Source organism: Vibrio sp. 03_296 (genome assembly GCF_002265885.1).
This window is the reverse complement of sequence record NZ_NPKW01000155.1, coordinates 1-19,933: the sequence shown is the minus strand read 5'-3', so window position 1 is coordinate 19,933 and position 19,933 is coordinate 1. Positions and strand designations below refer to the sequence as shown.

General features: G+C 48.7%; 14 protein-coding genes and 1 pseudogene. 2 read left to right on the top strand and 13 right to left on the bottom strand.

Going from position 1 to position 19,933, the window contains the following annotated elements; all coding sequences use genetic code 11:
- Positions 1-433: 433 nt before the first annotated feature.
- Together CIK04_RS21345 and CIK04_RS21340 are read left to right on the top strand one after the other, a co-directional pair.
- On the top strand, positions 434-2,221 hold the full coding sequence (locus CIK04_RS21345) for an ATP-binding protein (protein WP_026130416.1): 1,788 nt from the start codon (positions 434-436) through the stop codon (positions 2,219-2,221).
- 1 nt (position 2,222) lies between these two features.
- The gene (locus CIK04_RS21340; RefSeq protein ID WP_097352832.1) at positions 2,223-3,563 is read left to right on the top strand and encodes a sigma-54 dependent transcriptional regulator; all 1,341 of its coding nucleotides are present in this window, start codon (positions 2,223-2,225) and stop codon (positions 3,561-3,563) included.
- Positions 3,564-3,656: 93 nt separating this feature from the next.
- Here the strand turns inward: CIK04_RS21340 and CIK04_RS21335 are convergent, their stop codons facing one another.
- The 13 genes and pseudogenes from CIK04_RS21335 to CIK04_RS21270 form a co-directional block, all read right to left on the bottom strand.
- The gene (locus CIK04_RS21335) at positions 3,657-5,615 is read right to left on the bottom strand and encodes a DUF3857 domain-containing protein (RefSeq protein WP_097352831.1); all 1,959 of its coding nucleotides are present in this window, start codon (positions 5,613-5,615) and stop codon (positions 3,657-3,659) included.
- A 194-nt stretch (positions 5,616-5,809) separates the two neighbouring features.
- Positions 5,810-7,171: a TRAP transporter large permease gene (locus CIK04_RS21330; RefSeq protein ID WP_017788742.1), complete on the bottom strand. Its 1,362-nt coding sequence runs from the start codon at positions 7,169-7,171 to the stop codon at positions 5,810-5,812.
- 3 nt (positions 7,172-7,174) lie between these two features.
- Positions 7,175-7,840, bottom strand: coding sequence for a TRAP transporter small permease (locus CIK04_RS21325; protein WP_026050447.1), 666 nt, complete (start codon positions 7,838-7,840; stop codon positions 7,175-7,177).
- A gap of 65 nt (positions 7,841-7,905) precedes the next feature.
- A complete protein-coding gene (locus tag CIK04_RS21320; protein ID WP_017420957.1) occupies positions 7,906-8,904 on the bottom strand; it encodes a TRAP transporter substrate-binding protein in 999 nt (332 codons plus the stop codon).
- 558 nt (positions 8,905-9,462) lie between these two features.
- Entirely contained in the window at positions 9,463-10,578 is a 1,116-nt protein-coding gene (locus tag CIK04_RS21315) for an ABC transporter ATP-binding protein (RefSeq protein ID WP_039469108.1), read from the bottom strand.
- Positions 10,579-10,583: 5 nt separating this feature from the next.
- Positions 10,584-11,441 (bottom strand): carbohydrate ABC transporter permease, encoded by an 858-nt coding sequence (locus CIK04_RS21310; protein ID WP_017420960.1) that lies wholly within the window; start codon positions 11,439-11,441, stop codon positions 10,584-10,586.
- On the bottom strand, positions 11,438-12,361 hold the full coding sequence (locus tag CIK04_RS21305) for a carbohydrate ABC transporter permease (RefSeq protein ID WP_097352830.1): 924 nt from the start codon (positions 12,359-12,361) through the stop codon (positions 11,438-11,440). The genes CIK04_RS21310 and CIK04_RS21305 overlap by 4 nt, the downstream gene beginning before the upstream one ends.
- Before the next feature lie 105 nt (positions 12,362-12,466).
- Entirely contained in the window at positions 12,467-13,714 is a 1,248-nt protein-coding gene (locus CIK04_RS21300; protein ID WP_097352829.1) for an ABC transporter substrate-binding protein, read from the bottom strand.
- Positions 13,715-13,833: 119 nt separating this feature from the next.
- Positions 13,834-15,270, bottom strand: a complete 1,437-nt coding sequence (locus tag CIK04_RS21295) for an ATP-binding protein (protein WP_026130417.1) — start codon at positions 15,268-15,270, stop codon at positions 13,834-13,836.
- Positions 15,271-15,281: 11 nt separating this feature from the next.
- Positions 15,282-16,010 (bottom strand): response regulator, encoded by a 729-nt coding sequence (locus CIK04_RS21290; RefSeq protein WP_038963432.1) that lies wholly within the window; start codon positions 16,008-16,010, stop codon positions 15,282-15,284.
- Positions 16,011-16,261: 251 nt separating this feature from the next.
- Positions 16,262-17,734: a protein adenylyltransferase SelO gene (locus tag CIK04_RS21285; RefSeq protein WP_097352828.1), complete on the bottom strand. Its 1,473-nt coding sequence runs from the start codon at positions 17,732-17,734 to the stop codon at positions 16,262-16,264.
- A 77-nt stretch (positions 17,735-17,811) separates the two neighbouring features.
- Positions 17,812-19,446: a methyl-accepting chemotaxis protein gene (locus tag CIK04_RS21280; protein WP_097352827.1), complete on the bottom strand. Its 1,635-nt coding sequence runs from the start codon at positions 19,444-19,446 to the stop codon at positions 17,812-17,814.
- 294 nt (positions 19,447-19,740) lie between these two features.
- A pseudogene (locus tag CIK04_RS21270) lies at positions 19,741-19,933 on the bottom strand (group II intron reverse transcriptase/maturase); the annotation flags it as partial.

Sequence of the window (19,933 nt, the reverse complement as noted above, 5' to 3'; positions counted from 1 at the left end):
GTTTCGCCATGAAACCAAACTAATCAGTGATATCTTCGGCTGCACCAAAGGTATCTCCCATTAGTCTCAGGACAAAATTTCAGACGCGACATTCTAACGATCTGATCTAACCCTGTCGAGCCAATCGCCACTATGTGCGCAATGTCTGTCCTAAAATCTCGAATTCATGTCGCAATTTGGCGGTTAGCAACTAAGATTGGGACAATAACGAGTTTTTCAAGAGAATCGACTGCTTTTTTTATCGAAAAGCGTAAAAAGAGATCTTGCTCTTGTTTTGCTCCACAGAGTTGAGATCTTTTTCGCCACTATTTTCTACAAACCGATAACATCTGACTATCCACCCCAATTGGACTGTTTTGTGGCAAGTTAAACAGAATGCGTTACCTGTCTTACCTGTCAGTGCTTGCTGCGATTTTGTTTTCGGAGAATCAGGATGTCTCAACGCACACGTATCGTGCTTATGTTCTTCGTCATTTATCTGCTCTGCATGTTGGTCAGCGGCCGCTACATTTGGCTAACTAGCTACCAAGCATTAACGCAGCAGCATCATTCTCAATTAGAGCGATTCGCCGGACACATCCAAAACAAACTGGACAAATTCGCACACATTCCACAGTTGCTCGCTAAAGATGAACCTCTCATCGATGCTCTGCAACAGCCAAACAACAGTGCTCAGATTGATCTGACTAACCGCTATCTCGAAGAAGTGAACGCGGTGATTCAAGCGGCGGATACCTATTTAATTGACGAATACGGCAATACTATTGCCGCAAGTAACTGGAATATTGACCGCTCTTTTGTGGGACGTAACTTTGCATTCCGCCCTTATTTTAAACAGGCTATCGTAGGTCAACGAAGCCAATATTTCGCGCTCGGTTCCACCTCGGGTCAACGGGGCTACTATTACTCCTACCCTGTCACCTATGCTGGGTCGATCATCGGGGTTGTGGTGGTGAAGATGGAGCTTCTTTCCATAGAGGACAATTGGCGAGAAAAGCGCAGCGTGTTTGTGGCAGACGATGAAAACCAGATCGTGTTTATGTCCAGTGACCCTGCTTGGTTATTTAAAAGCCTGACACCAAAGTCAGAGAGCGAACTTCAACGTATTCGTGATTCACGACAATATTTGGATAAAAGCATTGAATCACTGGATTTCGTCGGTGATTTAAACGCTAAGCAAAGTGAAATCAAGCAAGGCGAACCTTACAGTTCTGGCACCATGATTGTCTCTTCATTGCCTTTACCTGACTTAGCACTGACGATTCGGGTGCTCTCTTCAAAACATAACTTGGTAATAACCACCTTTGGCTTGCTTTTGGTCGAAACCTTGGTATTTGCGATTCTTTTCTTACTTGGTCAACTCTACTACCACCGACAGCAGAAGCATCGCCAGATCGAAAGGGTGCAACAAGAAGCGAAACAAAAGCTGGAGTTCCTTGTGATGGAACGCACCGCCGAGTTGCAAGCAGAAATCGCACAGCGCACTAAGACCGAACAAGCCTTGCGACTTACTCAAGACGAACTCATTCAAGCCGCCAAACTCGCAGTTATTGGACAGATGTCCGCCAGTATTAGCCACGAACTCAACAACCCATTGGCCGCTATTCGCAGTTTTGCCGATAACGGCAGACTCTTTTTAGAAAAAGAGAAGTATCCTCGTGTCGATGAGAATCTCAGTCGCATTTCCGCATTGACGGAGCGGATGGCCAAAATCAGCCAACAATTGCGTTCTTTCGCACGAAAATCCGCGGGTGATGAGCTTGTCGAAGCGCGCTTGATGCCCGTACTACTCTCAGCTAACGAGCTAATGAAACCCTCTCTCAAATCCGCGCGTGTGCAACTCGAAACCGATTTCCCAGAACACGATATCCACTTGGTGATCAATACCATTCAACTGGAGCAAGTTCTGATCAATCTTATTACCAATGCGATTGAAGCGATGGAGAACACAGAGGCGAAGCAACTGCGTATCACCGTGGACCGGGCGCTTGAGCAGCAAATCCGTGTCCATATCGATGATAGCGGCCCAGGCATCGACCCTGCGAAGTTCGCTCAACTTTGCGAACCTTTCCATACCACAAAGAAAAACGGCTTAGGCCTCGGCCTATCGATTTCACAACAGATATTGGCGGGTATGCACGGCAAGCTTCAAGTGTCACACAGCCCGCTCGGCGGAGCTCGCTTCACCATTACGCTACCCACTATCAATACAGAGGTTTGATATGAGCTTGGTTTATTTTATTGATGACGAATCCGATCTCAGACTCGCCGTGGAACAGAGTTTTGAGTTGGCCGAGATTGAAGCAAGCTTTTTTGCCGATGCAGAAAGTGCCTTGTTGGCCATAAAAGCGCAAACGCAACCTGCGGTGGTCATCACCGATATTTGCCTACCTGGCATCTCGGGTATGGACTTGCTCAACACCTTAATTCATCGCGACCCCGATCTGCCCGTCATTATGATCACCGGTCACGGCGACATATCGATGGCGGTCAAAGCCCTGCACAGTGGCGCTTACGATTTTATTGAAAAGCCCTTTGCCTCTGAACATCTGGTGGAAACCGTTAAACGAGCGATTGAAAAACGTCAGTTAACCAATGAAAACCAGCTTCTGAGACAATCGCTTAAAGCAAGCAAAACCCTTGGGCCTAGAATCATTGGTGAAACGCCGTCCATCCAAGAATTAAGAGAAACCATCAGTCACATCGCTGACACCCAAGCCGATATTCTGCTGTTTGGCGAAACTGGCACTGGCAAAGAGTTGATTGCCCGTTCTATTCATGAGCAAAGTCCTCGTCGTGAGAAAAATTTTGTCGCCCTCAATTGCGGGGCGATCCCTGAGAACCTAATCGAAAGTGAACTCTATGGCCACGAAAAAGGCGCGTTCACTGGCGCAGACAGTCAACGCATTGGGAAATTCGAATTTGCTCAGGGGGGAACGCTGTTTCTCGATGAAATTGAATCGATGCCAATGCAAGCTCAAATCCGCTTGTTGCGAGTGTTGCAAGAGCGCGTGATTGAACGCGTCGGGTCAAACCAGTTGCTGCCTTTGGATGTGCGCATTATTGCCGCCACTAAGGTTGACCTCAAACAAGCGGCAGCCAGCGGCGTGTTTCGTCAGGATCTCTACTATCGTCTTAATGTGGTGACTCTCAACCTACCGCCCCTAAGAGAACGAAAAGAAGACATTGCAGCCCTCTTTCACCACTTTTTACTGGTGGCTGCCGCTCGTTACGCAAAAACCGTCCCAGCGCTCTCTGCCAGCGATTTACAGCAGCTGTTAGCTCACAATTGGCCAGGCAATGTGCGAGAACTGCGCAATGCGGCAGAGCGATACATATTACTTGGCAAGTTAGCGCAGCTCGGCGAGACACCTGCAAGCACGACCGTGCATTATGCACTCTCCGATCAAGTGGCCGAGTTTGAAAAAACCGTGATAGAGCAAACGCTGATGGAATGTGGTGGCAGCATCAAAGAGACCATGGACAAACTGCAAGTGGCGAGAAAAACCCTGTATGACAAAATGCAGCGCTATGGTTTAGATAAAGAAAACTACAAACAATAAAGGCCACAAAATGATTGGTGGCCTTATGTCGTTTGTCCCTTGCTCTCCTCTCACATGCACTCAACAGGCAAGCATGAAGGAGCTTAGTTATTTTTATTTTCCTTTGGCATAGCTGAAGTAGTAGGTCATGTACTCATTCGCTTGTTTTGTCTCTTTGATGTACTTCGGTAGCTCATCCACCGAGACCGAGGAGGCTTTTCTTTGATAACGGTAGTTCATGTTGATTTTTTTATAAACTTGCGCCAATACCTGTAACAGCCCTTCTTCATCCCCCTTAATCGAAACATCCAGCGAGTAGGTGTCACTCTCTACTGAAAACTCTTCCTCTTCGAGCTGCAGTCTATCTGGCAAATTCACCACGATATTCTGCTCTATCGTCAAAGGCGCACCAACGTAGTACGGCGTTTTACGATTTTGAGCTTCTGGCGCATAGAGCGAGTTGTTGATGATATCTGCCGTTACTTCCACTCTCACAGTATTATCTTCACCTTCCGTCCATGGGTTATCGAGAACGTAAGTTTCCACCATGGTCACAACATTGCTCTGAGGGTCATCTTGATACTCAAACTCTTCCGCCGCATAAACGCTTTGATAGAAGCGACTATAGTAGTCTTCATACTCACCCATCACCGTTTCCATCGAGTTTGCCGTTAGGTAGCGACGCATACGCTCAGCTTGGTGCCCTTCGTAAAGGGTCGTGATCTTCATCGTGCTGTCACCCTCCTTTTGGTGCTTGAAGTGGTATTCAACATTTGAGGTGATCTGATTGGTATTGTTGGCATTCATCTCACTCAACCAAATAGATTCGGGCTTAATCACCAGCGCGTAACCAAGCTCAGACTGTACAATCGAATCTAAAGCATCACCCTGTTCTGTTACTGTTGGATCAATCCAATACTCAAGACCTTGATGGAAGAAATTCACAATAACATGGTCGAATGCACTATGACCCGGCAGTTGTTCGTTAAGTTTCTCGCGATGAACGGTACTCACTAATGCGGGATAAGCTTCGACGCCAAGTTGGTTTAACAAGGTCGCCAGAAGCAAAGATTTGTCTTTGCAATCACCATAACCTTGCTCCAAGATTTGTTCAGGCAAACGAGGAGCGTGTGAGCCGATACCATTCTCAATGCCCAAATAACGGATTTTTTGCTGCGAAAGCTTAATCGCCGCCATGATCTGCGCTTCTTTTGAAGGCAAAGCTTTCAACTGCTCTAGCGCTTTAGCGAACAAACGCCCAGAGGTAGAATTTGGGTAAAGAGGAAGCGCCCACTGAGCCACCTCTTGCCAGTTATCGTAGTTCGACACATTGATATAAGGGTAAGGGATAAACCAGCTTGGCTGATCCTTTTCATCAAAATCGTACGTTCTTCTACCATCTTCAAAAACATACTCTTCCATCTCGCCAACTTGGCGATGCGTCAATGAGCCAAACTCTGAGTTCCCAACGCGTGTGATGGTAAAACCTTTGTCTACAGGGACCAAGCTGCGTGCGTACACTTTAGCCACTGGCACTGACCAACCCAATCTAATCCATGCATCAAACTTATCACCAAAAACGGGGTTAGCGCCTTCAATGCTAAAGCTGTAGTCAATAATGTCGCCAACTTGGACATTCTTCAAAACCAAGTAATACGTTTCAGTGCCGTTATACAACAGTTTTTCTAAGTCGGATTCTTGCTTAAAACGCTTTAACTCCACCTCTTGCGACTTATCAATACGCTGGCCATCGCGCCATACATCAACGTGGTGAAATAGCACTTTTTCATAATGAGGATCAAACGAAATGGAGATCTGAGAGTTGTCTTCAACCCCTTTAGAATTAACGGATTTGGTTGCATAGTGGGTGTACATCGTCGGCTTAGGCAACGTAAAGTTGTACTGTTTGTCCACTAACAGGAAAATGCTGCCATCCACTCGATCCCGTCGATTCTCTTTGTCAAAAGTTTGCTTCACAACCCATTCTGGTGTGGGGGTTAACACAAGCGATTCACCCGCAAACAGAGAAAAGCTCGCGGCAAGTAAAAGCCACACTGACCATACAAATTTCATATTCATCCAACGCTATATTTTAATTTCATTTAATTAATCGGATGAATACTAACGAGTTAAGCGACAAATAGTAAGCCCTTTACAAAGAAACCCGCCAAATGGGCTTTGGCGGGTTATGTTTAACGAATTTCGTACTTATTACAGAGACTTAGCACTTGAGCTTGTCGCATTGAATCTGCGGTAAGGCGACGTTGTTACTTGGTAATGATCTCCGGCCCCATCAGTGTGGTTGGTAGCCAAGTCGATACCCAAGGAACGTACGTGACAATAATGAGGAAGAGGAACATCACCGCCACCCATGGTAATGCGGCTTTGACCACGTTCATCATCGACATTTTTGCTACCCCTGCGGTGACGAACAAGTTGAGCCCGACAGGCGGAGTGATCATGCCTATCTCCATGTTCACCACCATGATGATGCCTAGATGAATTGGGTCGATACCTAACGCAATGGCGATGGGGAAAACTAACGGAGCGACGATGATCAATAGACCTGACGGTTCCATAAACTGACCACCAATCAGCAGCAATACGTTAACCACAATCAAGAAGGTGATGGGGCCAAGACCCGCTGACAACATTGATTCCGTGATCATTTGTGGAATGCGTTCTTCCGTCAATACGTGCTTAAGAATCAATGCGTTGGCAATGATAAACAACAACATGATGGTCAGCTTACCCGCTTCAAAAAGCGTATGCTGGGTATCTTTATGGAAGAAGGCTTCAAACACTTTCACGAGCGCAGGACGTTGGTTTTGCTTATCGGCAAACGGTCCCATGTCTTTATAAACGAAGTTGGCAATCAAAAACGAGTAGACTGCAGCTACCGCCGCCGCTTCGGTTGGGGTAAAAATGCCCCCATAGATACCACCAAGGATGATCACCACCAACAGTAATCCCCAACTCGCTTCTTTGGCTGAGTTGATGGCTTCTGACCAGCCGACAAAAGGCTGTTTGGGCAGATTTTTTATGCGCGCAGCAATGTAGATCGCCACAATCAACATCAAGCCTGCAAGTAACCCCGGGATCACGCCGCCTAGGAACATACGACCGACCGAAACATCGGTTGCCGCAGAGTAAACGACCATCACGATCGAAGGTGGGATCAAAATACCCAGTGTCCCGGCATTACAAATCACCCCTGCGGCGAACTCTTTCGAGTAACCGTTTTTGATCATCCCAGCGATAACGATGCTACCAATCGCCACCACGGTAGCCGGAGAAGAGCCGGACAGCGCGGCAAACATCATACATGCCACTACCGAGGCCATGGCTAGGCCACCGCGAAACCAACCCACCATAGCAATCGCAAAGCGGATGATGCGCTTAGCCACCCCACCCGTCGACATAAAACTGGATGCCAAGATAAAGAACGGAATCGCCAACAAGGTGTAGTGACCTTCAAAGGCGTTAAATAAGGTCTGCGCCACCGACGCCAAAGACGCATCGGAGTGCCACATCAAAAACAGAATGCTCGATAAGCCGAGAGAAACCGCGATAGGCACGCCAATCAGCATAAAGCCGATGACGAACAAAAATAAAAATAGAATATCCATCGCTTACTGCTCCTTACCATCGCGACGTGAACCACCCATCAAATCGGCGGCATCACCCATTTCCGCTTTCAATGCTTCGAGATCTTCTTCTGCCTCATGGCCCGCGATCATGCGATCTTGTTGGTCGGTCAGAATTCGCCATGCGACCTGCAAAAAACGAAACGTCAACAACGCCATTCCAACGGGAAGTGCCATATAGGGAATAAAGCGGGGGATCTTCTCGTACGCTTCGCCTTCATTGAACCAATCCGACATAAACTGAAACATCTCAGGCATCGGGATATCGTCGGTTTCATACCAAGCACGCTCAGTCGCAAAGGGGTACCAGTAATTCCAAGAGCCAATCAAAAGTAAGATAGAAAAGGTTAAGCAGCAACTGACGGCCACCAAGGCCAGCACTTTGCGTAACGGTGGTGGGGCTTTATCAATCACCACATCCACACCGATGTGGAAGTGCTTCTTCACACCATAAGACGCGCCGACCAACACCATCCATGCGAACATAAATACCGTCAGTTCAAGGGCCCAGAGAATGTTGTCGTTAAAGAGATAGCGCATCACAACATTGACGAAAGTCAGCAGTGTCATGGCACCAAGGAAAAATGCAATCAGCCCTTCTTCTACCCGATCGGTGAAGTGACCAATTTTTGCCAAAAGTGATTGTTCCATAATCGATTCGCTCATTATTGTGCTAAAAACTGGGCTCTGACTCGACCGTCAGAGCCCGTTCTTATTTATTGCTTGTTTGACGCCAATGCCGCATCAATCAGATCTGAACCGATGTCTTTCTCAAATTTCTTCCAAACAGGTTTCAACGCGCTTACCCACGCTTCACGCTGCTCTGGCGTCAAGGTGCGCACCACACCACCTGCTTCAATCACGTACTGCTTGTTGGCTAACTCAACCTTGTTGGACTCAGCGTTACGTTGCTCTGTCACTTCTTTTAGGATGGTCGCGAACTGATCACGTACATCCGCAGGCAGGCCATCCCACCACTTGCTTGAGGTCACAACTAAGTAATCCAAAATGCCGTGGTTGGTTTCGGTAATACCATCCTGTACTTCAAAGAATTTCTTACCGTAGATGTTAGACCAAGTGTTTTCCTGACCATCAATAACCTTGGTTTGCAGGCCGCCGTACACTTCAGCAAACGACATTTTTTGTGGGTTCGCACCCAGTTGTTCAAACTGAGCAACTAGCACGTCAGAGGCTTGCACGCGGAATTTCAATCCTTTGGCGTCCTCAGGCGAAATCAGTGGCTTACTGGCTGAAATTTGCTTCATGCCGTTGTGCCAGAACTCTAGCCCGCGTACACCACGACGATTCATGGCATTTTTCAACTTCACGCCCGCGTCTGAGTTTTGGAAACGGTCAACAGCGTCGACGTCTTCAAACAGGAATGGCAGGTCAAAGATGCGATATTTCTTGGTGAATTTTTCAAACTTGGAAAGAGAAGGGGCCGCCAATTGCACATCGCCGTTTAGCATGGCTTCTAACACTTTGTCGTCATCGTACAGTGTTGAGTTTGGGTAAACCTGCATACACGCTTTGCCGTTCATCTCTTCGTTCACGCGTTTTTCCAGTAGTGATGCAGCGATCCCTTTCGGGTGCTTATCGGTATTGGTAACGTGGCTGAACTTGATGACGATTTCGCCTGGGTCACAGTTGGCCGCCGCATTGAAACTGGTGACAGCAAGTACGGAAGCAGCAAGTAGGGTTAGAGGCTTTAACATTATTCTTCTCCTTGTTAATCGAACCGCCCCATCTTTGGGTGCGATACTTCTGTTAGAGCAATAACCAGACCAAAAATAAAAACAACTAAAATTCAGTTAGATAAGATAACTGCCTATGAATATCACCCCGTTGCAGCGTTTAAAATGGGTGGAAAATGACACATCAATCAAGAACAAAAGAGTGGAAAGTGACACATGGGGACTAAACGCTCTGGGTGTGTTCCTTGTCTTTAGAGCTCGAATGGCAAGCAAGATAAACGGATTGTAGAAAAATGGATTGTCGAAAAACGGAATACTGGAAAGCTAATAGTAGGACAACCGATAGTAGGAACACCAATTACAAGAAAGCGTATCTGACAGAAGGATAGGAGCTTCAAGACCGATGAGTGCAGAAAGGAAGGCGTGTCCTCACATCAAACCGCAAGCTTAGTTTGATCATTCTCCCCCGATCATGCCATAGCGACACCGTGATAATGTGCATCGCCACGATAGAGGACACGCAAATAATAGGCTAACGCGCCCTACACGCTTCGCCCTTGTGAGTTTCACCCAACCTCATCAGTGAAACTCTATTCGTTGTTGTGATTCGGCATCAAAATAGACCGCTTTGGAGAGATCAAAATAGAGCGAGGCACTCTCCCCCGCTTTTGCTTGTAGCTCCGGCGAGAGGCGACACGCCACTTCCTGCTGGTTCACTTTGATCATCGCAATCGTATCTGGCCCTGTCGGCTCCAACACTTCCAGTTTCAGATCTAAGCACGTTGATGCGCTCTGATCATCGCTCGGCTTGTCGGAAATGTGCTCAGGACGCAAACCAATCACCACGCGTTTGCCATCTTGCTCACGCATGGAAGCAGGCAATTTGATGTGATGCTCCTGGCCACACTCTCCGGTCACTTTAATCACTGGGTGATCTTCATTGTTGAGATCGACCATGGTGGAAATAAAGTTCATCGACGGTGAACCCATGAAGCCCGCCACAAACATATTCGCCGGTTGGTTGTAGATCTCCTGTGGTGTCCCGAGCTGTTGTAGGATGCCGTCTTTCATCACTGCGATGCGGTCTGCCAGCGTCATCGCCTCGATCTGATCGTGGGTCACGTAAACGATGGTGGTATTGAGCTTTTGATGCAGCCGTTTGATTTGGTGGCGCATTTCCACACGCAGTTTGGCATCCAGGTTTGAAAGCGGCTCATCAAACAGATAGAGCTTAGGACGACGCGCTAACGCACGCCCCATCGCCACACGCTGGCGCTGCCCGCCAGATAGCTGAGACGGTTTGCGATCCAAAAGGTGGTCAATTTGCAGCATTTCGGCCACACGTTGCACTTCCGCATCGATCTCGCTTTGCGGCATTTTGCGGATCTTCAAGCCAAATTCGATGTTGCCGCGCACCGTCATATTGGGATACAGCGCGTAAGACTGAAATACCATCGCGATGTCGCGATCTTTCGGTTCCACTTGCGCCACATCGACACCATCAATCACAATTTCGCCGGAAGAAATGTTTTCTAACCCCGCAATGGTGTTCATCAAAGTGGATTTACCACACCCTGACGGGCCAACCAAGATGAGAAACTCACCAGAGTCGATACTGATATCAATGCCTTTTAAGGTTTCTTGGTCCGCTTTTGGGTAGGTTTTGCGGATCTGTTTGAGTTCTAGAGTTGCCATGTTACTTATCCTTTTACTGATCCCGCAGTTAACCCGCGTACAAAATATTTACCCGCCAACACATACACCAGCAGCGTGGGTAGCGCCGCGATGATCGCCGCTGCCATGTCCACGTTGTACTCTTTCACCCCAGTGCTTGTGTTGACCAAGTTATTCAGCGCCACCGTAATCGGTTGGGTTTCTGAGCCGGAATACACCACACCAAACAGGAAGTCATTCCAAATCGCAGTAAACTGCCAAATCACCGTGACCATAATGATGGGCGTTGAAATAGGCAGAAGGATTTTGAAGAAGATGGTAAAAAATCCTGCGCCATCGAGCTTGGCGGCTTTGATTAGCTCATCCGGTACGCTGATATAAAAGTTACGGAAAAACAGTGTGGTAAACGCCATGCCGTAGATAACATGCACCAGTACCAACCCTGTGGTGGTATTGGCCAAACCCAGCTTGCCAAGCACCGCGGCCATCGGCAGCAAGATCACTTGGAAAGGAATGAAGCAGCCAAACAGCAACAAGCTGAAAAACAGATTAGAGCCACGAAATTGCCATTTGGTCACCACGTAACCGTTAAACGCCCCAAGCAGAGTCGAAATGGCCACGGCAGGGATCACCATTTGAAACGAGTTCCAAAAGTAGCCCTTTACCCCCTCACATTTCACCCCAGTACAAGCGCCATTCCACGCTTTGTACCAAGCATCAAACACCCACTCTTGTGGCAAGCTCATTAAGTTACCGGCCTTAATGTCCGGCAAGGTTTTAAACGAGGTGATCACCATGACAAACAGCGGCATCAAATAGACTAGGCAGAAAAAGACCAATGCGCTGTAAATAAACCATCGGGCCATGTTCACTGAAGAGTTCATGCGCGCTTCTCCCTAAGCTCGGAATAAAGATACGGCACCAAGATGGCCAGAATGCCCCCCAACATCATCATCGCACTGGCGGCACCTAAGCCGATTTGCCCGCGAGTGAACGAGTGAGCGTACATAAAGAGTGCAGGTAAATCCGATGAATAGCCCGGTCCACCAGCAGTCATAGCGGTAACCAAGTCGAAGCTCTTAATCGCGATGTGCGAGGTGATGATCACCGCGCTAAAGAACACCGGACGCAAACACGGCAGTATGATTTTCCAATAGATGGTCGGTAGGCTCGCGCCATCAATTTGCGCCGCTTTGATGATCGAGGAATCAATACCACGCAAACCCGCGAGAAACATCGCCATGACAAAACCGGACGATTGCCACACCGCGGCAATCACTAAGGTGTAAACCGACATCTCCGAGTTCACCAACCAGTCAAATTTAAAGGTGGTCCATCCCCAGTCGTTCAACAGTTTTTCTATCCCCAATCCTGGGTTCAAAATCCACTTCCACGCCGTACCAGTCACAATGAAGGACAGCGCCATGGGATAAAGGTAAATGGTGCGAATCGCCCCTTCCTGACGGATGTTTTGATCCAACAAAATGGCCAGACCGACACCCAAGACGATGGCAATCGCAATGAAAAGAACGCCAAAAATACCTAGGTTAGTAATCGACGTTACCCAGCGGTCGTTTTCCATCAATTTGGCATATTGGTCGAAACCAACAAACTTAAAACTGGGTAGAAAACGGGAGTTAGTCATGGAAAGCGCCGCTGTCCAAAAAATAAATCCGTAGATACACACCACCGTCACTAGCATGGTCGGCGCTAACACCAGTTTCGGTAACCAGTGTTGCAAGCGATCAGCTAGCGAAGGTTTCGGTGCGTTTTTGCTCGTTGGCCCACTCAAAATATGCTCCATAACGATTCCTTGTAGCGAAAAACACTTCCTACCGAGCAAACGCTCAGATTGAGAAGATCAGCTGAGATAGGCAGACAGGCAAAGAGCACCTGCCCGCCTAGGGGGTTAGATCGCTGCTTTCACGGCTTTCGCCAGTTTCTGTGCAGCTTCTTTTGGAGCAGCCTTGCTGTCGTTAAAGAAGTTGGTCACCACATCGTAGATCGCACCTTGTGCGTAACTGGTGGTAGAGAGGCCATGCGCCATACTTGGCACGAGATCACCCGACTTCGCGCTGGCTTTGAAGGTCGCCATCGAGTCAAGCGCACATTGATCAAACTTACTCATATCCATGTCCAAGCGAACTGGAATCGAGCCTTTGTTGAGGTTGAATACCTCTTGGAACTCTTTGGTCAAGATGGTACGAGCCAAATCTTGTTGGGCTTTTTGATTGGCTTTGTCACTCAGTTCAAAGAAAGCAAAGCTGTCGATGTTGAAGGTAAACTGGCCAGCTGTCCCCGGCGCTGGCGCACAGATGTAGTCTTTGCCCGGTACTTTGCCCGCAGCGCTAAACTCACCTTTTGCCCAGTCACCCATGATTTGCATCGCCGCTTCGCCATTGATGACCATGGAGGTCGCCACGTTCCAATCGCGTCCTGGGGCATTGGTGTCGATGTAGTCGCGCATTTTTTTGAACTTAGTGAACACTTCCACCATCTTGTCACCGGACAAGACGTTCATGTCTAGCTCGACAAACGCTTTGTTGTAGTCTTCGCTGCCTAACACATCCAGCGCGACCGCTTCAAACACGGTCGCGTCTTGCCAAGGTTGGCCACCATGGGCAAGCGGAACAAAGCCCGCCGCTTTGATTTTATCCGCTGCGACAAAGAACTCATCCAAGGTGGTTGGTAAGCTCACGCCCGATTTTTTCAATACATCTGGGTTTGCCCATAGCCAGTTAACACGGTGAACGTTGACAGGCACCGCCACGTATTCACCATCAAATTTCATCACCTTGGTGACAACGGAAGGCAAGATGCCATCCCAGTTTTCTTGTTTCGCTGTCGCATCGAGAGAAGTGAGGAAACCTAACCCACCCCATTCCTGAATATCGTGTCCTTTAATTTGAGCCGCAGACGGAGGGTTGCCTGAAACCGCACGGGTTTTCAGTACCGTCATGGCTGATTCGCCACCACCGCCGGCAACCGCAAAATCCTTCCAAGTGTGACCTTGCTGTTCAAGCATTTGTTTGAGCACGGCAGCGGATTTCGCCTCGCCACCAGCCGTCCACCAGTGCAGCACTTCTACTTCGCCAGCTTGTGCAAAAGAGGCAGCAGAAATAAGAGAGAGGGTAAGTAGGGTTTTCTTCATTTTCATTGTTATCTTCCATGTATCGGATTAGACAGATCAGGTCATGCCTGATATTGAGCAGTCTATCCATAACTGGAAATAAGCATTGCAACAAACCGTAACCACAAAGTAACACCATTGTTACATTACACTTCCAGCCCTTTAGGAATCAGCACTTGCGCACGTAAACCACCCTGCGGCAGATTGCTAATAATGAGATCTCCACCATGTCCGTGCAAAATGTTGCGGCAGATACCTAAGCCTAATCCATGCCCCTCGCTGTCCTTTGCTAAGCGGAAATAGGGTTCAAACACGGCCTCTAATTGCGCTTCCGCAATTCCCGGGCCTTGGTCATCAATGGTGATGTAAATCCACTCCTCACTGTGTGCGAGTGTCACCACCGCTTGTTGACCATATTTCACCGCATTGTCGATCAAATTGGTGAGCACGCGCTTTATCGCCAGAGGCTTTGCCACCATGGGTTCCATGATGATGGGACGAAAATGGACCTGAGTATCGTGCTGATTATAGGTATCAATCACATGCTCGATCATCGCATTAAGATCGATGTAGTCGTTGTTCTCATGCAAATCGGTATCGCGCACACACTGCAGCGCCCCTTTGACCATCATCTCTAAATCATCGAGATCGCGATTGAACTTGCTGCGTTTGGTGTCATCTTCGAGCAACTCGGCTCGAATGCGCAAACGGGTGATCGGCGTTTTGAGATCGTGAGAAATGGCGGAAAAAAGATGCTCTCGGTCTGCCACATAACGGCGAATACGCTGCTGCATGCGATTAAACGCGCGCGTGGCTGTCACCAGCTCACTCGCTCCTTCCTCTTGCAACGGTGGCTGCTCGATATTGATGCTCATTTCATTGGCCGCTTTGGCTAAGCGCTTGAGCGGCTTCACCTGACGGCGGATCATGGTGTAAGTCAACACTAACAATAGCGTGGTTGAGAAGAAGAGAAACAAGATCTGTTCACGTCCTAAAATGGTGTCATCTAAAGTCAAATAAGGCGCGGGAAGCAGCGCGGCAATGTAGACCCATTCGTGACTTTCTAACTCAATCTGCACCACCAACACCGGGGGATTGATCGGCTCCAAAGTGAGCGTATGGTGCGCCCACGATTTAGGTAAGTCATGCAAATAGATATCGTCTTTCAGCAAACGTAAATTTTGCGGATGCGAGAAGTCAACGGAGATTGAGGCAACCTTGGTGAGTTTTTGCTGCAGCACGCTTTCGACGGCCAGCACCGAAGCCAATTTCAACGGAGTGTCGGCAATCGGCTCAACGGTCAGCTTCTGTTTATTGAAAGAGACGAAGAAGCGTGTGCCGCCCATATTGCGGATCTGATCCAGCACGATATGGCGATAACGCACGGGTAAGGATTGAAAAAAGGTCACCGTCGAGGCAAACATGCCCGCCATGCTTTCCGACGCCGAGCGAATGCCTTGCAGCTCTTTCTGTTTGGACTCGCTATACCAGATCGCGGTAGCGATCCCTTGAGCAATCACCACCGCGAGCAAGGTGAGCAACAGCGTTCTGGCAACCAAGGAGTTGGGGCGAAACCACTTCATCTCCAATCACCTCAATGTTCGTAGCTAACGGGCACCGATAAAATATAGCCATTGCCGCGCATGGTTTTGATGTAGTGTGGGTAGCGGGCACTGTCGCCCAAGCGTTGACGCAAACGTGACAGTTGAACATCAATACCGCGCTCAAAAGGCAACGACTCACGCCCCTTAGTGGCATAAGAAATGGTGTCACGATCGAGGATTTCATCGGGATGGGTCAAAAACAGCATCAGCAAAGCGAAATCACTGCCTGACAGTTCGTGTTGCTGGCCATTTTCTTGATGAACAATGCGGTGTGCTAACGTATCTAAGCGCCAATCACCAAAAACAATCTGCTTTGGCAGCGTATCACTTGGCTTCTCCTGTGTGACGTGCACACGGCGTAAAACCGCTTTGATACGCGCCACCAAATGGCGCGGGTTAAAGGGCTTGGCAATGTAATCATCGGCACCGATCTCCAAACCGATGATTTGATCGGTCTCTTCCGAGACCGCGGTGAGCATGATGATTGGCACACTCGATTCACGGCGCATAAATTGGCACAGGCTGAAACCGTCTTCACCGGGAAGCATGATGTCGAGCAGGACTAATTCTGGATAGCCGTTTTCTGCGAGGTAGTGCTTTAGCTGATGCCCATCTGCCACCGTGGCCACTTGGTATCCGTTGCGACTCAAATACTCATCCAGCAGTTCGCGAATTTCGCTATCGTCGTCCACCACTAAAATTCGAGTTACATCCTGCATCTGAGCTCATCCAAAAAATTACAACTTATTTACATAGTGTATCGATTTCAACGCGAACCACTGACGAAAGTTTTAATAATTTTTGAAGCTGATCTGGAGCTAGTTCACAACTTATACCCAAACAACTTGAAGTTGCAGGTAGGCGGCAAATGAGTGAATCCCCATGAGCATAGATACGCTATGTGATTGGGGTGAACGAATGCAGCCAACACCGCTGCAGCTTCAAGTAGGAAGGGTATAGCAGGCATAACTTAAGAAGAACAACTGATGACCATCTTCTTCCCCCACTCTGGAGGAAGGCGCGCATACGCTTCCATTTCGGGTTGATCGTCATAGGGATTTTTCAGTAGCTTGGCTAAGGTATGCACCTCCGAAAAATCGCCCTGCTGCGCTTTGTCGATCGCCTGTTGCGCCAGATAATTGCGCAAAATGTACTTAGGATTGACGGCGCGCATTTGTTCACAACGTTGCTGGGCAGATTTCGCCTCTCCAGAGGCGGTTTGCTCGAGCGCCACCCGCTCAAGGTAACGACTTAGCCAACCATGCGCGGCATCTCGGTCAACAAACAGATCGATCACCGTTTGTTCATCCTCCCTATCGAGTTGAGAGAGGGTACGAAAGAAGCGCGTGTAGTCGGTGTGATTCTCCGCCAACAACGTAAACATGGCATTAAATAGCTCGCTGTCGCCCTCTTGCTGGCTAAGCAAACCGAGTTTTTGCCTCATCAATTGACTAAACACCTTACCGAGCGTCGGTTCGTACTGAGCCAAGGCCAGTTCCAAGTCGTCACGTTCAATTAAAGGTGATAAGGCATGTGCCAGTGCAGAGAGATTCCACAGTGCCACGCGAGGCTGTTGGTCAAACGCGTAACGGCCTTGATAATCGGAGTGGTTACAGATGTAGCCTGGCTCGTAATCATCGAGGAAACCGAACGGACCGTAATCGAAGGTTTGACCCAAAATCGACATGTTGTCGGTGTTCATCACTCCATGAGCAAACCCCACCGCCTGCCACTGGGCAATCATGGTCGCCGTTTTCTCCACTACTTGCTCAAACATCGCGAGGTAAGGCTTAGGTTGGTGAAGACAATCCGGCAGATACCATTCGATAACATTGTCAGCGAGAAGGCGCAACTCATCATATTGTTCGGTATAGAAAAAATGCTCGAAATGACCAAAGCGGATATGCGTTTGGGCAAGCCGAATCAAACAAGCCCCCTGCTCAACTTGTTCACGATAGACGGGCGTGTCGCTCACCATCATTCCCAACGCGCGTGTTGTCTCAATGCCAAGAGCAGCCATCGCTTCGCTGCAGAGGTATTCACGAAGGGTGGAGCGCAGTACCGCTCGGCCATCTCCCATGCGAGAAAATGGCGTCAGCCCTGCGCCTTTAAGATGAATATCGAACCACTGCCCATGCTGGTTTTGCATTTCTGCCAGCAGTAAGCCTCTTCCATCGCCTAAGTCTGGGTTGTAAACCCCAAACTGATGACCAGCGTATTTCATCGCTAAGGGCTTGAAGGCAGAAAACGGCTCCGCACCGGAGAAAACAGCGAGCAGTTGTGGATCGTCAGCGTGTTCGGGTAAGGCAAACCCTTGGGCGAGCTCACCATTCCAGATAACCCAACGGCTATTGTCGAGCGGTTGAGGGGTCACTAAACGATAAAATACCGTGGGGAGTTGAGCGTAGCGTTGGGCAAATTTCACCGACGACCAAAGAGACATAGCGCATCCTTCCTGATGAGTTTTTCGCTACGCTACCACAGAGTTCTCTCAACAAACACCGAGAGAAATCAGGGGCTCTAAACTTTGAACTGCGCGACCAAGTCGTCCAATGTTTCGCACTGCCCTGCCAACGATAGACACGCATTTTCTGCACTGCTGACCATTTCCACCATGTGATGACTGTTTTCCAAAATGTGCATTACATTGTTGTTGACCTCATCGCTGACACTGGTTTGCTCGCTGGCGGCGGTCGCAATTTGCGAGTTCATTTGGCTCATCAACGAAATCGAAGCGATGATTTCTGCCAGAGAATCACTGGCTTTGCCTGCATTATCAATCGTATCGTGGCCACGCTCTTTACTCGCTTGCATCACCGCAACCGCTTCTCGCGCACCGTGTTGCAGCTTTTCGATCATCGATTGAATTTCACCCGTGCTTTCTTGAGTACGGCTGGCTAGCGAACGCACTTCATCGGCCACCACGGCAAAGCCACGGCCTTGCTCACCGGCGCGAGCCGCTTCGATCGCTGCGTTTAGCGCCAGTAGATTAGTTTGATCGGCGATGCCTCGAATCACATCAAGAATAGAAGCAATATTCGCCACATCGAGATCCAGGTTGTGAATGACTTGGCTGGCATTATCCACTTCCCCTGCGAGACTTTGAATCGAGCTGACGGTGGTCTTCAAAATGGCGTTGGTGTTGTCTGCTTCGCGGTTGGCTTTGTGACTGGCCGACGCCGCTTCATTGGCATTCTCGGCAACCGACTGACTGGTCATCTGCATTTCGTTCACTGCAGTGGCTACCATCTCACTCTCCTGTTGCTGCTGGCCTGAAAATTCTGCAACGGTTTGCGTCAGCGTTTTGATGTTTTCCATCTCAGCTCGAACCGCGTTGGAGGAAATAATCACCTGCTCAACGGTGGAGTGAATCCGAGAAACAAATTGATTAAATGCGCCTGCCAATTGTCCGAGTTCGTCGTCGCTGGTCGCCGCCATGCGTTTTGAGAGATCGCCGTCCCCAGAAGCGATTTCCGCCATGGCGTGACTAATGCCTTCTATGGGTTTAAGAATCAATTGCTTGGCCATAACGAAAGAGAGCAGCACCAATGCAATAGAGATAACCGCCCCAGCTTCGATCACATACACACTGTAATCAATCGAACGTTCAACCTCTTCTTTTAGCTGCCCTTGCACTTGCTCGATTAAGCTGCGAGTAGAAACCAGTTGCTGGCGCAATACGGAAAACTGCTGCTCAAACTGGCGACGGCTATCTTGGTCGTAACTTTTCGCATTATTGGGCTGGGCAAACATCGGCTCATAAAGCGCTAACCACGCTTTTGCGGCACTCGTTAGATTCGTCAGTTGCTGACGCTCCGATTCTGGCAACAAACCGGCATTAAACAGCTCGCGAACTTTGCCAACTCTGGGTTCGACGTTGTAGGCATTATCTTTAAACTCACCGATGTGATAATCCACCTCACTTTGTGACTGCGCCAGTAATATTCCTTGAGCCGCAGTGATCACTTGGTAAATGTCTCGATAACCATCTTCTAAGCTATCCATCACCGGCTGCACTTGAGTATTGAGCATTGAGTTCAGTTCAGCTTGTTTATTGGCTTGCAGCACATTGATCAGTGTCGTCGCAACGATCACCAACGTCAGTAAGCCAATGGGCAACATCAGCTTCTGTTTAATTGAGAGTCGATTGAACATAAATGGCCTTATTCATCGCTGATTGATCGCCCATTCTCAATAGCACTCTAGCGCCTTGGCTGGAGGTTGTGAGAACAAGGCTGACGTTTGGGGTATGAATTAACTATAGAGCAAAATCAGCCTGTTGCTTGGCGACGACTAAAAAGCGCTCCCATTGTCCGCCTCAGCTTGCTTAGGCAGACACTGATCTTCTCAGCCACATTCTCTACATAATGGAATGGCGACAGCAAGTAGGGTGAGGCGTTGCCGCCTCATCCCTCTTACAGAACCGTACGTACGGGCCTCGTATACGGCTCATGCACACTTCCATTCAGCATAATTGCTGAACACATACCCTGTCTTAACATGCTCGATATTGAACAAACCAAGATCGTTAAACCATTGATTTGGCATCGCATAGCTGGCTAAGGGACTCTGTGCATTTTTCCAGCTACTCATTTGAATTGACCTGAACGGCGGCTTGTAACCAAGCTGTTTCAGCCTGCGG

Bases quoted from the DNA above. Each gene is read 5' to 3' on its own strand.
- CIK04_RS21320 (WP_017420957.1), bottom strand. From the start codon at position 8,904: ATGTTAAAGCCTCTAACCCTACTTGCTGCTTCCGTACTTGCTGTCACC.
- CIK04_RS21325 (WP_026050447.1), bottom strand. From the start codon at position 7,840: ATGGAACAATCACTTTTGGCAAAAATTGGTCACTTCACCGATCGGGTA.
- CIK04_RS21345 (WP_026130416.1), top strand. From the start codon at position 434: ATGTCTCAACGCACACGTATCGTGCTTATGTTCTTCGTCATTTATCTG.
- CIK04_RS21340 (WP_097352832.1), top strand. From the start codon at position 2,223: ATGAGCTTGGTTTATTTTATTGATGACGAATCCGATCTCAGACTCGCC.
- CIK04_RS21305 (WP_097352830.1), bottom strand. From the start codon at position 12,361: ATGGAGCATATTTTGAGTGGGCCAACGAGCAAAAACGCACCGAAACCT.
- CIK04_RS21300 (WP_097352829.1), bottom strand. From the start codon at position 13,714: ATGAAAATGAAGAAAACCCTACTTACCCTCTCTCTTATTTCTGCTGCC.
- CIK04_RS21285 (WP_097352828.1), bottom strand. From the start codon at position 17,734: ATGTCTCTTTGGTCGTCGGTGAAATTTGCCCAACGCTACGCTCAACTC.
- CIK04_RS21280 (WP_097352827.1), bottom strand. From the start codon at position 19,446: ATGTTCAATCGACTCTCAATTAAACAGAAGCTGATGTTGCCCATTGGC.
- CIK04_RS21335 (WP_097352831.1), bottom strand. From the start codon at position 5,615: ATGAAATTTGTATGGTCAGTGTGGCTTTTACTTGCCGCGAGCTTTTCT.
- CIK04_RS21290 (WP_038963432.1), bottom strand. From the start codon at position 16,010: ATGCAGGATGTAACTCGAATTTTAGTGGTGGACGACGATAGCGAAATT.
- CIK04_RS21330 (WP_017788742.1), bottom strand. From the start codon at position 7,171: ATGGATATTCTATTTTTATTTTTGTTCGTCATCGGCTTTATGCTGATT.
- CIK04_RS21295 (WP_026130417.1), bottom strand. From the start codon at position 15,270: ATGAAGTGGTTTCGCCCCAACTCCTTGGTTGCCAGAACGCTGTTGCTC.
- CIK04_RS21310 (WP_017420960.1), bottom strand. From the start codon at position 11,441: ATGAACTCTTCAGTGAACATGGCCCGATGGTTTATTTACAGCGCATTG.
- CIK04_RS21315 (WP_039469108.1), bottom strand. From the start codon at position 10,578: ATGGCAACTCTAGAACTCAAACAGATCCGCAAAACCTACCCAAAAGCG.